Consider the following 14,851-nt stretch of genomic DNA (forward strand, 5'->3'; position numbering starts at 1 on the left):
CCACAAACTGTAGGAGCGGGGGGGGGCCCCCCCGGGGGGGGGGCACCCACAAACCCCCCCCCCCCCGCGGGGGGGGCCCCCCCCCCCCCCCGCCCCCCCCCCCCCCCCCCCCCCCCCCCCCCCCCCCCCCCCCCCCCCCCGGCCGGACTGCTACGGAACGCGTTGACCATTGAGCTCTTCGCTTCAAACCGCCAGCAACCGCTCACGCAGCTTGGCGATTTCGTCGCGGGTCTGCGCGGCGGCTTCGAACTCCAGATCGCGGGCCAGTTGGTACATCTTCTCTTCCATCTGACGGATGCGCTTGTTGATCTCGCTCGGCGAGCGCAGTTCGGCCTCGTACTTGGCGCTTTCCTCGGCGGCCTTGGCCATGCCCTTGCGCTTCTTGCTGCGCGAGCCGGGCACGGTGGCGCCTTCCATGATGTCGGTGATGTCCTTGACCACGCCCTTGGGGGTGATGCCGTTTGCCAGGTTGAAGGCAATCTGCTTGTCGCGACGGCGCTCGGTCTCGCCAATCGCCCGTTCCATGGAGCCGGTCATGTTGTCGGCGTAGAGAATCGCCCGGCCATTGAGGTTACGCGCGGCGCGGCCGATGGTCTGGATCAGCGAGCGTTCGGAACGCAGGAAGCCTTCCTTGTCGGCGTCCAGAATCGCCACCAGCGACACTTCCGGCATGTCCAGGCCTTCGCGCAGCAGGTTGATCCCCACCAGCACATCGAAGGTGCCCAGGCGCAGGTCGCGGATGATCTCGACCCGCTCCACGGTGTCGATGTCCGAGTGCAGGTAACGCACGCGCACGCCGTGGTCGGCCAGGTAGTCGGTGAGGTCTTCGGACATGCGCTTGGTCAGGGTGGTGACCAGCACCCGCTCTTCCAGATCGACACGTTTCTTGATCTCCGAGAGCAAGTCATCGACCTGGGTCAGCGCGGGGCGGATTTCGATCTGCGGGTCGACCAGGCCGGTCGGGCGCACCACCTGCTCCACCACCCTGCCCGCGTGCTCGCCTTCATAGGGGCCGGGCGTAGCGGAGACGAAAATGGTCTGCGGGCTGACGCTTTCCCATTCATCGAAACGCATCGGCCGGTTGTCCAGCGCCGAGGGCAGGCGGAAACCGTATTCCACCAGCGTCTCTTTGCGCGAGCGGTCGCCTTTGTACATGGCGCCGACCTGCGGCACGCTGACGTGGGATTCGTCGATCACCAGCAGCGCGTCCGGCGGCAGGTAGTCGTAGAGGGTCGGTGGCGGCGCGCCAGCCGGGCGCCCTGACAGGTAGCGCGAGTAGTTCTCGATGCCGTTGCAGTAGCCCAGCTCCAGAATCATCTCCAGGTCGAACCGGGTGCGCTGCTCAAGGCGCTGGGCTTCCACCAGCTTGTTGGCACCGCGCAGGTATTCCAGACGCTCTTGCAGCTCGACCTTGATCCCTTCCATGGCATCGAGCAACGTTTCCCGGGGGGTCACGTAGTGGCTCTTGGGGTAGAAGGTGAAGCGCGGCAGCTTGCGGATGACCTCGCCGGTGAGCGGGTCGAACGCCGAGAGGCTTTCCACTTCATCGTCGAACAGCTCGATGCGGATGGCTTCCAGGTCCGATTCGGCCGGAAAGATGTCGATCACATCGCCCCGCACGCGGAAGGTGGCACGGGCGAAGTCCATGTCGTTGCGGGTGTACTGCAAGTCAGCCAGGCGGCGCAGCAAGGCGCGCTGGTCGAGTTTGTCGCCCCGGTCCACGTGCAGGACCATGCGCAGATAGGTTTCCGGGCTGCCCAGACCGTAGATGCACGACACCGTGGTGACGATGATCGCGTCCTTGCGCTCCAGCAGCGCCTTGGTCGCCGACAGGCGCATCTGTTCGATGTGGTCGTTGATCGAGGCATCCTTCTCGATGAAGGTGTCCGAAGACGGCACATAGGCTTCGGGCTGGTAGTAGTCGTAGTAGGAGACGAAGTATTCGACCGCGTTGTTGGGGAAGAACGCCTTGAACTCGCCGTACAACTGCGCGGCCAGGGTCTTGTTCGGCGCGAGCACCAGGGTCGGGCGCTGCACCTGCTGGATCACGTTGGCGATGCTGAAGGTCTTGCCCGAGCCGGTCACTCCGAGCAGGGTCTGGTGCGACAGACCGGCCTCGATCCCTTCGACCATCTGCCGGATCGCTTCGGGCTGGTCGCCAGCCGGCGCAAAACGGGTAACGAGCTGAAACTCGGACATAGCAGACCCCTGTGTTCGCCTGTGCCGGGTGAAATGCCCGGCGGGCGCGAAATGAGCGCGGACGACTGATCCCGTCAAAGGAAAAGACGCACGTATAGAGAAGTAATGGGACTACAAATGGAGTCCATAACGCCAGCTTTCAAGCCGCTCTTGAGTGATTAGTCCCCAAGACATGACTAATGGTCGAAATAAATCGGAAAAACCCGGAAAAAACCTGCCCGCGCCTGTCGCCCCCGCCCACGATGCTCTCTATACTGACTCCCCGTTTGTGCACCGCTCTAGTGCATTCGGCCGGAGCGATGCAACCCATTCACTCCCCATTCAGAGCCGCCGCAAAAATGAGCCTGTTTTCCGCTGTCGAAATGGCACCACGCGATCCTATCCTGGGCCTCAACGAAGCATTCAACGCCGATACCCGTACCACCAAGGTCAACCTGGGTGTAGGCGTTTACAGCAACGAAGAAGGGAAAATCCCGCTGCTGCGTGCCGTTGCCGAAGCAGAGGAAATTCGTGTCGCTCAACACGTGCCCCGTGGCTACCTGCCAATCGACGGCATCGCCGCCTATGACAAGGCCGTGCAAACCCTGCTGTTCGGTGCCGAGTCGCCACTGCTGGCCTCGGGCCGCGTGATGACCGTGCAGGCCGTTGGCGGCACTGGCGCCCTGAAAATCGGTGCTGACTTCCTCAAGCAACTGTCGCCAAACGCCGTCGTGGCCATCAGCGACCCGAGCTGGGAAAACCACCGCGCCCTGTTCGAAACCGCAGGCTTCCCGGTGCAGAACTACCGCTACTACGACGCCGCCACCCATGACGTGAACCGCGTCGGCATGCTCGAAGACCTGCAGAACCTGCCGTCCGGCTCCATCGTCGTGCTACACGCCTGCTGCCACAACCCGACCGGCGTGGACCTGACGATCGAAGACTGGAAAAAAGTCCTCGAAGTCCTGAAAGCCAAAGGTCACGTGCCGTTCCTGGACATGGCCTACCAGGGCTTTGGCGACGGCATCGACGAAGACGCCGCCGCCGTTCGCCTGTTCGCCGATTCGGGCCTGACCTTCTTCGCCTCCAGCTCCTTCTCCAAGTCGTTCTCGCTGTACGGCGAGCGTGTCGGTGCGCTGTCCATCGTCACCGACTCGAAAGAAGAAACCGCGCGTGTGCTGTCCCAGGTCAAGCGCGTGATCCGCACCAACTACTCCAACCCGCCGACCCACGGTGCCACCATCGTCGCCGCCGTGCTGAACAGCCCGCAGCTGCGTCAGAAGTGGGAAGACGAACTGGCCGAAATGCGTGTGCGGATCAAGGGCATGCGCGAAGAAATGACCAACCGCCTGGCCAACAACGCAGCCGGTCAGGACTTCAGCTTCGTCGCTCGCCAGCGCGGGATGTTCTCCTACTCGGGCCTGACCACCGAACAGGTCCACCGCCTCCGCAACGAGTTCGGCATCTACGCACTGGACACCGGCCGCATCTGCGTGGCTGCGTTGAACAAGAGCAACATCGATGCAGTGACCAAGGCGATCCTGGCGGTTATCTAAGCACCCGCCGTTTATGATCGTTTGATGATCGTTCCCACGCTCCGCGTGGGAACGATCATTCATCATCGGGATGATTCACTGCGCCTTCTTGCGATACGCCATCGAATCATCGATCCGCTTGAGAATGTAGTCCCCCGCCGCCACCGCCGGGTAAAGACTGCTGGTCGGTTCGATCCCCAAATCGCAAGGGTCGACAACGGCGCTATAGGTCGGATCGTAGAACGTCGCGATGGAATAGCGCTCATGCCCTGACTTGTTGATGACCCGGTGCAAGGTCGAACGGAAACGATCGTTGGACCAGCGCGCCAACAGGTCACCCACGTTCACCACCAGGCTGCCCTCGATGGGCGTGGCGTCGATCCAACTGTTGTTGCCCAGTTCGCGCACCTGCAAACCGCCGCTGTTGTCCTGATACAGCAAGGTGATGCAGCCGTAGTCGGTGTGCGGCGCAACGCCGAACTGGTCGGCCTCGGCCATCGGTGGATGCGGCGGGTAATAAACCATCTGCGTGCGTTGCAGGCGCTTGCCGTATTTGGGCGCGAAGAAATCGGGCGCGATCCCCAGCCCCACCGCCACCGCCTTCAACAGATCGGCCCCCGCCAGCCCGATTTCCTCGTAGTAGGCATCCAGCGCCATGCGCAATTCGGGCATGAAATCCGGCCACTGGTTCGGCCCGCGCAGCGCTTCCCCGGCGAGCACGCAGGGGTCATCTTCGGGCAACTCCAGCCCCATGCTGAAGAATTCCTTGAAGTCCGGCTTGGTGGCCTCGTACATCAAAGCTCCGCCCAGCGCATGCCAGCCGCGATGACGCTTGTTGACTGCGACCTTGCGCTTGGTTTCGGCCGGGTAGGCAAAGAAGGTCTTGGCCGCCGCCATGGCGTTGTCGATCACCGACTGCGGCACGCCGTGATTGATGATGTAGAAAAAACCGGTTTCGCTGCAGGCCTTGCGAATGGCCTCGCCGGCGCGCTCGATGGCAGCCTGGTCGCCCTGGCGGACACCCGCCATGTCGATCAGCGGAAGGTTGGCGGTGGCAGTCATACGGGCTCCTCATGGGATGGATGGCGGCAGCTGTATAGACAGGGGCAAGCATTTAGTGTGCCGCCGCAGACCCCGCGTTGCTGTAGGAGCGCGCTTGCCCGCGACCACGGTACATCTGCAATACATCCGTGGTCTGACACTCCGCCGTCGCGGGCAAGCGCGCTCCTACGGTTTGCGTTGTCGTCCGGTTTCCACACGCCCCAGCAGCGGGCACAGGGACCCCATTCGGTGCAACTTTTGGTGACATCACAGCAGAGCGCCGCGCAAGTCCTGCGCGGCAGAGCGCCATCTGTCCCTATGCCATGAACTGGCCTGCATCTTGCCTTGGCTGTCTATACAGCTTGCCCAGGGATTTTCATGCGCCGCTATCACTCAGGTACCGACTTCGCTCGCGCCCACAGCATCGCCGAACTGGCCCACATGGCCCGCCGACGCCTGCCGCATTTCGCCTGGGAATACCTGGAAGGCGGCGCCGAAGAAGAACTGACCTTGAAGCGAAATCGCCAGGCCTTTGCCGAGGTCAGCCTGCTGCCCAGAACATTGGTGCCCTGGCAGACACCCGACACCCGCCGCAGCCTGCTGGGCCGTGCCCAGGCGCTGCCGATGGCCATCGCCCCCACCGGCTACAACGGCATGCTGCACCGCGACGCCGACATTCACCTGGCGCGGGCCGCCACTGAGCGCGGCCTGCCCTTCACCCTGAGCACGGTGGCCACCAGTTCGCTGGAGCAGGTCGTGGCGGCGGTGCCTGACGTCAACCTGTGGTTCCAGCTGTACAGCATGAGCGACCCCAAGGTGCAGGAAGACCTGATCAAGCGCGCCGAAAACGTCGGCTGCCAGACCTTGCTGCTGACCAGCGATGCCGTGTTGCTGGGCAATCGTGAGTGGGACAAGCGCAACTTCGCCCGCCCCCGGCAATTGAGCCTGCGCAACAAGCTCGACGTGCTGCGCCATCCGCGCTGGATCAAACAGGCGCTGTGGCCCCAGGGCATGCCCAGCATGGCCAATCTGGATCGCTACCTGCCGGCCGACCAGCGAAATGCCGCAGGCGCCGCGCACTTCATTGGCGAGAAGATGGAAAAGCAGCTGAACTGGGAATTTCTCGCGCGCTTGCGTGACCGCTGGCCGCATCGCCTGCTGCTCAAGGGCGTGATGCACCCCGACGACGCCGAGCAGGCCGTGAACCTGGGGCTGGACGGCATCGTGGTCACCAACCATGGCGGCCGCCAACTGGACGGCGTGCCTGCAAGCCTGGATTGCCTGCCCGCCATCGCTGCGGTGGTCAAAGGCCGCCTGAGCATCCTGCTCGACAGCGGCATCCGGCGCGGCACCGACATTCTCAAGGCCTGCGCCCTCGGCGCGGACGCCGTGCTGCTGGGCCGGGCGACCTTATACGGGGTGGCGGTCGGCGGACAGGCCGGCGCGGGCCATGCGCTGGACCTGCTCGCCCACGAACTGCGCCTGGCCCTGACCCTGCTCGGCCAGCCGGACCTGAATCAACTGCGCGCCAGGCCCAAGGCCGACGCCACCTTTATCGTGAGTTGAACCCATGAGCGACGTGCAACAGACCATCGACCAGTTACGCGAAGCCCTAGGCGAAGGCCAGGTGCTGACTGGCGAGGCAATCAGCCCGCACCACTTCAGCGACTGGACGCGCCACGCCCCCGCCTGCCCTGCGGCGCTGATCCTGCCCAAGGACACCGGGCAAGTCTCCACCGCGCTGCGCATCTGCAACGCGGCCGGGCAAGCCGTGGTGCCACAGGGCGGCATGACGGGGCTGGCGGGCGGCGCCGTTCCACGGGCCACTGACTTTGCCCTGTCGCTGGAGCGCCTGCGCGGCATCGAGGAAATCGACCCGGCCGCCGCGACCGTCACGGTCAAGGCCGGCACCACGCTGCAGGACATCCAGCAGGCCGTGGCCGACGCCGGCTACCTGTTCGCGCTGGACCTGGGCGCCCGCGGTTCCTGTCAGATCGGCGGCAATATCGCGACCAACGCAGGCGGCAACGCGGTGATCCGCTACGGCATGACCCGCGACCTGGTGCTCGGCCTTGAGGTGGTGCTGGCCGACGGACGCGTGCTGAACCTGATGAACAAGATGATCAAGAACAACTGCGGCTATGACCTCAAGCAGAACTTCATCGGCAGCGAAGGCACCCTGGGCGTCATCACCCGCGCGGTACTGAAAATCGCCCCGCAGCCCGGCCAGACCACCACCCTGCTCTGCGCCCTGCCCGACTACACAAGCGCCGTCGCCCTGTTGCGGCGCATCCAGCGTAGCGCCGGGACGCCCCAGGCCTACGAGTTGATGTGGCAGGATTTCTTTCGCATGGGCGTGTCGTGGCTGGAAAACCCGGTCGCGCCGATGCCCGATCACCATCCGCTGTATGTGCTGCTCGAATCCTCGGCGACCAGCAACGTGCTGGAGCAGACACTTGAGGCGGCCATCGAGGCTGGCGAAGTGGTCGACGCGATACTCGCCACTTCCCACACCCAGGCGCGCAGCCTGTGGAAGATCCGCGAGGCCACCGGCGAATTCCCGGTGCGCATCGCCCCGCTGAACTTCGACATCAGCCTGCCCATCGGCCAGATCGGCGAGTTTGCCGACCTCTGTCGCCAGCGCCTGGACCTGCGCTGGCCGGGCAACCACAGCGTGTATTTCGGCCACATCGGGGACAGTAACCTGCACCTGACCGTGGACTGCAACAGCCTGCCGCAGCCTGCGCCGGTCCTTGAAATCGAGGAGCTGGTGTACCGAGCGGTGGGTGAACTGGGCGGCGCGGTGTCCGCCGAACATGGTATCGGCCTGCTCAAGCGCGAGTTCCTGCACCACTCGGTCAGTGACGAAGCGCTGGATGCGATGGCCGAGCTCAAACGCTGTTTTGACCCCAACAACATCCTCAACCCCGGAAAAATATTCGGCTGAATGCCGAAGAAGGAGCGCGCACCATGCAACTCGATTTTCCATTCAGCAGTACGTTGAAAAGCCTGAGCATCGCGGTCGCACTGGCCTGGTTGCCCATGGCGGCGCACGCCGACCAACTGGCCGATGTGAAGAAGGCCGGTGAGCTGGTGGTCGGCACCGAAATGCAGTTCGCCCCCTTCGATTACCTCGAAGCGGGCAAGCAGCAGGGCCTGAACTCGGAGCTGTTCGCCGAGCTCGGCAAGGAGCTGGGGGTCAAGATCAAGTTCCTCGACCTGCCATGGCCGAGCGTATTGCCGGGCCTTGAGGCGAAGAAATTCGACGTGGTGGCAGGCCCCATCATCGTCACCAAGGCGCGCAAGGAGCGTTACCACTTCGTTTCGCCGATTGCCGAAGCCACCGTCGCGTTGATGGTCGGTGCCAAGGACGACAGCATCAAGAAACCCGAGGACATCGCCGGCAAGACCGTGGGCGCAGGTAAAGGCTCGGCGCAACTCGAAGAGCTGAAGACCTTCGCCGCGACCTTGCCGCAGAAGGTGACCATTCGCGAATACGTCGACAACAACCAGGCCTACGCGGACCTCGCGGCCAAGCGCATCGTCGCGGTGGCCAACTCGCTGCCGAACATCTCCTTCGTCGCGTCGCAGAAGGCCAATCTGTACAAGGTGGTGCAGCCGCCGTTCGGCAAGAAATCCTACTTCGCCTACCTGGGCCGCAAGGATGCCGACGCCGACAGCCTGATCGCCGCCCTCGACGCCGCCATGACGAAGATGCACGACGACGGCCGCCTGGCCGCCCTGCAGAAAAAATGGCTGGGCGCAGAGATGGACGTGCCCAAGGGTGATTTCGAACCGACGTGGTGAGTCGGCGCAAATATCGGCAACACCTCCTGTAGGAGCGCGCTTGCCCGCGACGACGGTGTGTCAGGCGACATAGTAATTCCAGACACACCGCAATCGTCCGGATACGGCCCAGACCAAGCGCGCTCCTACAGGTCCGGTAACATTGGAGTCACACCGTGTTCGATTGGCCCTTGCTACAGCAAAATGCCCCGCTCCTGCTCGACGCCCTGTGGGTGACGTTGCAGGTTTCCATCGCAGCCCTGGCAATCGGCTTTGTCATCGGCGTGATCGTCGGCAGCCTGCGCCTGTCACCGGTGCCATTGCTGCGCCGGCTGGGTGGCGCCTACATTTTCGTGTTCCGCGGCATTCCGCTGCTGGTGCAGTTGCTGTTCATCTATTACTTCCTGCCGCGTATCGGCCTGCCCAATGTCTCGCCCACCGTAGCGGCGGTCATCGGCCTGTCGCTGGCGGCCGGCGCCTATATCGCCGAGATCATACGCGGCGGCTTCATGGCCATTCCCGGCGGACAGCTGGAAGCAGCGGGTCTGCTGGGCTTGAGCGCAAGGCAGATGCTGCTGCGCATCCGCGTGCCCCAGGCCGTGCGCCTGACCCTGCCCTCGCTGGTCAATGAAATGATCCTGCTGATCAAGGCTTCGTCGCTGGTCTCGGTGGTCGGCCTGGCGGACCTGACCCGCACCGCGCAGAACCTCGCCGCCAGCGACTACATGTTCGTCCAGGACTACCTGATGCTGGCCGGCTTCTACTGCCTCATCAACATCCCGCTGGCGTACTGCGGCAGCCTGCTTGAACGTCGATTGAAGGAGCGCGGCGCATGATCTTCGATCCGACCATCATCACCGAACACCTGGGCGACATCGGCTCGGGATTCCTCGTCACCCTCGGCACCTGGAGCAGCGGCGTGGTGCTCGGCATGGGCCTGGGGATGCTGATCGCCGTTGCCCAGGTGTTCGGCAACAGCCTGGTGCGCGCACCGTTGCGGGTGTTCATCGAGCTGATCCGCAGCACGCCGTTTCTGGTCCAGCTGTTCCTGATCTACTACGGCGGGCCGTCCTTCGGCCTGAGCCTGGACCCGGTCCCTGCGGGCATCCTGGGCCTTGGGGTGTACGGCAGCGTGTACTTCGCCGAGATCTTCCGCTCCGGGTTCGAATCCGTCGCCCGTGGCCAGCTGGAAGCGGCCGATTGCCTGGGCATCACCCGCCTGCAATGCATCTGGCGCATCCAGGTGCCGCAGATGCTGGTGATCATTCTCCCGGCGCTGGTCAACATGATCACCGTGCTGTGCAAGGAAACCGCCGTGCTGTCGATCATCACCATTCCGGAACTGACGATGGTGCTGACCGGCATCGGCTCGGAAACCTTCGCCTTCGTCGAAACCCTGCTGATGCTGTGCATCGGCTACCTGATTCTGGTGGAACTGTGCTCGCGGCTGGGCATGCTCCTGGAAACCCGCGTCGGCCGCTTCATGAACAGGCAAGCACGATGAACAGTTTTCTGATTCCTGGTGGCGGTGCGAGCGCCGAGCCACGTAAGCAAGCAACCGAGCAACAAGGTGACAGCATGAAGACTTCTGCGACCGCGCCCGGCGAGCAGCCCACCATTCTCACGCTGAGCAAGGTCGGCAAGAGCTTCGGCCAGTTGCGGGTGCTCAAGGGTATCGACCTTGAGGTGCGCCGCTCGGAAGTGGTGTGCCTGATCGGGCCTTCGGGTTCGGGCAAGAGCACCCTGCTGCGCAGCATGGCGTTTCTGGAGGAATACGACGAAGGCCAGATTCACATCGAAGGCAAGTTGCTCGGCTGGCAGGAAACCGACCGGGGCCGCAAGCGCGCGCCACAATCCCAGATCAACCAGGTGCGGCGCAACGTCGGCATGGTCTTCCAGCAGTTCAACCTGTGGCCGCACATGACGGCGCTGGGCAATGTGTGTGAGGCGTTGCGTCAGGTACGCAAGCTGCCGGCGGACGAAGCGCGCAAGCGTGGCATGGCGATGCTGGAGAAAGTCGGCCTGGCGCACAAGGCCGACAGCTACCCGGCGCAGTTGTCGGGTGGGCAACAGCAGCGCGTGGCGATTGCCCGGGCGCTGGCGATGGAGCCGCACATCATGCTGTTCGACGAGCCCACCTCAGCGCTGGACCCGGAGCTGGTGGGCGAAGTGTTGCAGGTGATGAATACCCTCGCCAAGGAAGGCATGACCATGGTCGTTGTCACCCACGAAATGGGCTTTGCCGCCCAGGTGGCCGACTCGGTGATTTTTCTCGACCAAGGCGAAGTGGTCACCCGCGGCACACCCCGGGACATCTTCCACAACGCCACCCAGCCCCGCTTGCAGCAGTTCCTGCAGAACTACCTGGATCGCAATGCGTTCTGGCAGGACGGTGGTCGATGAGCATCCACTCCCCCCGTAGCAGCACGGCTTGCCGGCGGGCTGCCGCGCAGCGGCAGTAGATTCAGACGACCGCGTCGTGTCAGGCGAATCGCGTTCACCGGTTTTACTGCCGCTTCGCGCCAGCCCGCCGGCAAGCCGTGCTGCTACGGACAGGTGTTGAACCAGAAGGAGGATTGCAGATGGACAAAACCGTGCCCCAGGCTCTGTATCGCCAGGCCAAGGATTTCGTCCATGGCAAGCTCGCCTCGGGCGAATGGAAACCCGGGGACCTCATCCCTTCGGAGAACCGCCTGGTACTGGAGCTGGGCATGTCGCGCATGACGGTCAACCGTGCCTTGCGCGAACTCAGCGAGGAAGGCCGGCTGGTGCGGGTTTCCGGGGTCGGCACTTTCGTGGCGAAGGCCAAGCCGCAGTCGAACCTTTTGCAGATCACCAACATCGCCGACGAGATTCTCGCCCGTGGGCACCGTTATCGCTGTCAGGTGCTGCACCTGGCCCGGGAAGCGGCGTCGATGCCCATTGCCGCCGCCCTCTCGCTGCCAACGGGTGCCTCGGTGTTTCATCTGTTGTGCGTGCATTACGAGGAAGATGTCGCGGTGCAACTGGAAGACCGCTATGTGAACCCGCAGACGGCACCGGACTTCCTGCAACAGCCCTTTGGCGATCAGGTGCAGTCGGCGCGCTACCTGTTGCAGATCATCGAGCCGGACGAAATGGAGCACATCGTCGAGGCTGGCCACCCGAGCGCCGACGAGGCCCGGCACCTGCAGATCGACGCCAGCGAGCCGTGCCTGGTCCTGATGCGCCGCACCTGGCACAAGGACCGGGTGGTGACCTTCGTGCGGTTGGTCCACCCTTCTTCGCGCTACCGTCTGGGTAGCCGGTTGCCGGTGACCGGTGCCTGGCGCAACGCCTGACCGATCGGCGGATTGATCGAACCCCTGCGCCGCCCTGCCCTCGATATCAACAAGACCCGTTCAACAGGGCTTGCGAGGAGAGGTATATGAACGATCAGAGCACCGAACGTAACGACCCGGGCATCGATCCGGAGAAGACCAACGGGGAAACAACTGACGATAACAGCTACACCCCGGATTTCGAGCCCGAGGAACACGAGTCGCCGGACACCACCAAGGAAGAGAACCAGACGGGTGAGACGGACCGGGATATCGATACGGCTGGAGGCTAACACTGTAGGAGCGCGCTTGCCCGCGACCGCGGTGTGTCAGAACCGAATATTTGAATGACACACCGCCTTCGTCCGGATGCGGCCCAGACCAAGCGCGCTCCTACAGGAGGCGGCCACCATCGGCTAAACATCGTGGATTTGTCCATTGCATAGCTGCCTAACCAATAGGCACCATAGCGCTTTCGCCTGCCTTGGCAGCCTTGTCTGCCGCGATGCCCGGAGCGTTGTCGATAATGGTCCAGTCCACCACCCAGCTGCCTGGTCAGCCGGCTACCCAGAACCCTCCCCCGATCAATGACAAGCTCACCTCCCGCGAATTTCGCGGCATGGTGGCGATTCTCTTGTCCATCGCCCTGGCCACCCTCGACACGGCCATCGCCAACACCGCCCTGCCCGCCATTGCCGCAGACCTGAAAGCCTCCCCCGCTGCGTCGGTGTGGATCATCAACGCCTACCAGCTCGCCGCCGTCGCCACGCTCTTGCCCTTCGCGGCGCTGGGCGGGGTGCTGGGCCAGCGCAAGGTCTACCTCGGCGGGCTGATGCTGTTCGTGCTGTCGTCGGCGCTGTGCACCTTCTCCTGGTCTCTGGAAACCCTGACCATCGCCCGCGTGCTGCAAGGCCTGGGCGCCAGCGCGATCATGAGCGTCAACGCCGGACTGATCAGTTCCATCTTCCCCCCTGAGCGCCTGGGCCGTGGGTTGGGCATGAACGCGCTGGTAGTCGGCACATCGTTCTCCATCGGCCCGACCATCGCCTCGCTGGTGCTGTCGGTCGCCAGTTGGCCGTGGCTGTTCGCGATCAACCTGCCCATCGGCGTGTTCGCCCTGGTGTTCGCCTGGAACTCGTTGCCGGTGGTCAAGCCCGGCAGCCTGACCTTCGACCGCGTCACCGCGCTGCTCAACGTCCTGACCTTTGGCGCGCTGATCTTTGCCCTAAGCCAGGCCGCGCAACTGGGCTCGCTGGCCGGCGTGCTGATTGCCCTGGCGGTGTTCCTGGTGTGCGGCGCGGCAATGATCAAACGCGAGACAGGGCACCCGGCGCCGATGTTTCCACTGGACCTGCTCAAGCGGCCAATGTTTGCGTTGTCGGCACTGACGGCTTTCTGCTCCTTCGCGACCCAGGGCCTGGCGTTTGTCTCGCTGCCGTTCTTTTTCGAGGCGACACTGGGCCGCGACCCGGTGCAGACCGGCTTTCTGATGACGCCCTGGTCGGTCGTGGTGGCGATGATCGCGCCGTTCGCCGGACGCATGTCCGACCGTTATCAACCGGGGCTGCTGGGCGGCATAGGACTGGCCTTGCTGTGCTGCGGGATGATTTCCCTGGCGACCATGCCCGCCGACGCCAGCGTGGTGGCCATCGCCGCGCGGATGGTCCTGTGCGGCATCGGCTTTGGCTTCTTCCAGGCGCCGAACCAGAAAGCCCTGATGACCAGCGCCCCGAGGTCACGCTCCAGCGGCGCCAGCGGCACCATCGCCACGGCGCGCCTGATCGGCCAGGCCACGGGCGCTGCGCTGGTGGCCTTGAGCTTCGGGATTTCCAGCGAACACGGCCCGGTGCTGGCGTTGAGCATCGGCGCCGGGTTTGCGGCGGTGGGCAGCATCGCCAGCGGCTTGCGCCTGGTCACCCGCAACGCGGTCTAAACGCCACGGCAGGATCAGGCAAGCATCGCGTAGAACTGATCCATCGCCCGCCACGTCAATGTTTCTAACATGGGGGTCTTCCAGCCACGGCATCACGTTTGACGAGGTACATCACATGAGCGATACCAAAACCCTGTTCATCACCGGCGTCAGCACAGGCTTCGGCAGGGCCCTGGCGCAACAGGCGCTGGCCGCCGGGCACAAGGTCATCGGCACCTTGCGCAACCCTCAGGCGCTGGCGGACTTCGAAGCCCAGGCACCGGGACGCGCCCATGGCGTACTGCTGGACGTGACCGAATTCTCGGCCATCGACAGCGTCATCAATGACGTCGACACCGCCTATGGCCCGGTGGACGTGCTGGTCAACAACGCCGGTTACGGCCATGAGGGGATTCTGGAAGAGTCGTCGCTGGACGATCTTCGCCAGCAGTTCGATGTGAACGTGTATGGCGCGGTGGCGATGATCAAGGCGTTCGCGCCGTTGTTCCGCCAGCGCCGCAGCGGCCACATCATCAATATCACCTCCATGGGCGGCTTCATCACCATGCCGGGGATTTCCTATTACCACGGCAGCAAGTTCGCTCTGGAGGGGATTTCCGAATCGCTGGGCAAGGAGCTCAAGCCGTTCAATGTCTTCGTCACGGCGGTGGCGCCGGGTGGATTTCGCACCGACTGGGCGGGCCGTTCAATGCAACGGGCGCCCCGGCAGATCGCCGATTACGATGAGAGCTTCGATCCGGTCCGCAAGGCCCGCGAGGAACGCAGCGGCAAACAGCCGGGCGACCCGGTCAAGGCCGCCGACGCGATGCTAAAACTGATCGCCAGCGACAACCCACCCGCCCACCTGCTGCTGGGCAGCGATGCACTGAAACTGGTGCGGGACAAACTGGCGCAGCTGGAGGCCGAGATCACGGCGTGGGAAGCGGTGACGCGTTCTACCGATATCTGATCGGTATCCCTGCCCTGTAGGAGCGGGGGGGGGGGCGGGGGGGGGGGGGGGGGTGGGCGGGGGGGGGGGGGGGCCCCCCCCCCCCGGGGGGGCCCCCCCCCCCCCCCCGCGGGGGGGGGGGTGGGTTGTA

Annotated in this window: 13 protein-coding genes; 11 read left to right on the plus strand and 2 right to left on the minus strand. The window is 64.1% G+C overall.

Annotated features, from left to right (window positions below; all coding sequences use genetic code 11):
* Window positions 1–183: 183 nt before the first annotated feature.
* Window positions 184–2,199 carry an excinuclease ABC subunit UvrB gene (gene uvrB, locus ACIPO9_RS11905; RefSeq protein ID WP_274131341.1) on the minus strand — a complete coding sequence of 672 codons (2,016 nt, stop codon included), beginning with the start codon at window positions 2,197–2,199 and terminating at the stop codon, window positions 184–186.
* Window positions 2,200–2,537: 338 nt separating this feature from the next.
* Between uvrB and ACIPO9_RS11910 the strand changes: the two genes are divergently transcribed.
* Complete coding sequence (locus ACIPO9_RS11910) at window positions 2,538–3,734, plus strand: amino acid aminotransferase (RefSeq protein ID WP_400608554.1); 1,197 nt, start codon at window positions 2,538–2,540, stop codon at window positions 3,732–3,734.
* A gap of 75 nt (window positions 3,735–3,809) precedes the next feature.
* On the opposite strand, the gene ACIPO9_RS11915 is transcribed toward ACIPO9_RS11910, so the two are convergent.
* On the minus strand, window positions 3,810–4,775 hold the full coding sequence (locus tag ACIPO9_RS11915; protein ID WP_400781085.1) for an isopenicillin N synthase family dioxygenase: 966 nt from the start codon (window positions 4,773–4,775) through the stop codon (window positions 3,810–3,812).
* Window positions 4,776–5,132: 357 nt separating this feature from the next.
* On the opposite strand from ACIPO9_RS11915, the gene ACIPO9_RS11920 reads away from it, so the two are divergent.
* The 10 genes from ACIPO9_RS11920 (at window position 5,133) to ACIPO9_RS11965 (ending at window position 14,721) form a co-directional block, all read left to right on the plus strand.
* Window positions 5,133–6,320, plus strand: coding sequence for an alpha-hydroxy acid oxidase (locus ACIPO9_RS11920; RefSeq protein WP_400781087.1), 1,188 nt, complete (start codon window positions 5,133–5,135; stop codon window positions 6,318–6,320).
* A gap of 4 nt (window positions 6,321–6,324) precedes the next feature.
* Entirely contained in the window at window positions 6,325–7,701 is a 1,377-nt protein-coding gene (locus ACIPO9_RS11925) for an FAD-binding oxidoreductase (RefSeq protein ID WP_400781089.1), read from the plus strand.
* Between the two features lie 23 nt (window positions 7,702–7,724).
* Window positions 7,725–8,561, plus strand: coding sequence for a transporter substrate-binding domain-containing protein (locus ACIPO9_RS11930; protein ID WP_274131346.1), 837 nt, complete (start codon window positions 7,725–7,727; stop codon window positions 8,559–8,561).
* 155 nt (window positions 8,562–8,716) lie between these two features.
* A complete protein-coding gene (locus tag ACIPO9_RS11935; protein ID WP_400781090.1) occupies window positions 8,717–9,376 on the plus strand; it encodes an amino acid ABC transporter permease in 660 nt (219 codons plus the stop codon).
* A complete protein-coding gene (locus ACIPO9_RS11940) occupies window positions 9,373–10,044 on the plus strand; it encodes an amino acid ABC transporter permease (protein ID WP_400781093.1) in 672 nt (223 codons plus the stop codon). Before ACIPO9_RS11935 ends, ACIPO9_RS11940 begins: the two co-directional genes overlap by 4 nt.
* 74 nt (window positions 10,045–10,118) lie before the next feature.
* Window positions 10,119–10,943, plus strand: a complete 825-nt coding sequence (locus tag ACIPO9_RS11945) for an amino acid ABC transporter ATP-binding protein (RefSeq protein ID WP_400781095.1) — start codon at window positions 10,119–10,121, stop codon at window positions 10,941–10,943.
* Window positions 10,944–11,122: 179 nt separating this feature from the next.
* Window positions 11,123–11,860: a histidine utilization repressor gene (gene hutC, locus ACIPO9_RS11950; protein ID WP_400781097.1), complete on the plus strand. Its 738-nt coding sequence runs from the start codon at window positions 11,123–11,125 to the stop codon at window positions 11,858–11,860.
* Window positions 11,861–11,946: 86 nt separating this feature from the next.
* Complete coding sequence (locus tag ACIPO9_RS11955; RefSeq protein ID WP_274131351.1) at window positions 11,947–12,132, plus strand: hypothetical protein; 186 nt, start codon at window positions 11,947–11,949, stop codon at window positions 12,130–12,132.
* A 326-nt stretch (window positions 12,133–12,458) separates the two neighbouring features.
* Window positions 12,459–13,772, plus strand: a complete 1,314-nt coding sequence (locus ACIPO9_RS11960) for an MFS transporter (RefSeq protein WP_400781408.1) — start codon at window positions 12,459–12,461, stop codon at window positions 13,770–13,772.
* A gap of 115 nt (window positions 13,773–13,887) precedes the next feature.
* Window positions 13,888–14,721 (plus strand): oxidoreductase, encoded by an 834-nt coding sequence (locus ACIPO9_RS11965; RefSeq protein WP_400608563.1) that lies wholly within the window; start codon window positions 13,888–13,890, stop codon window positions 14,719–14,721.
* The last annotated feature ends 130 nt before the right edge of the window (window positions 14,722–14,851 follow it).

Source organism: Pseudomonas sp. NPDC090203 (assembly GCF_044746765.1).
Taxonomy (GTDB): Bacteria; Pseudomonadota; Gammaproteobacteria; order Pseudomonadales; family Pseudomonadaceae; genus Aquipseudomonas; species Aquipseudomonas putida_AD.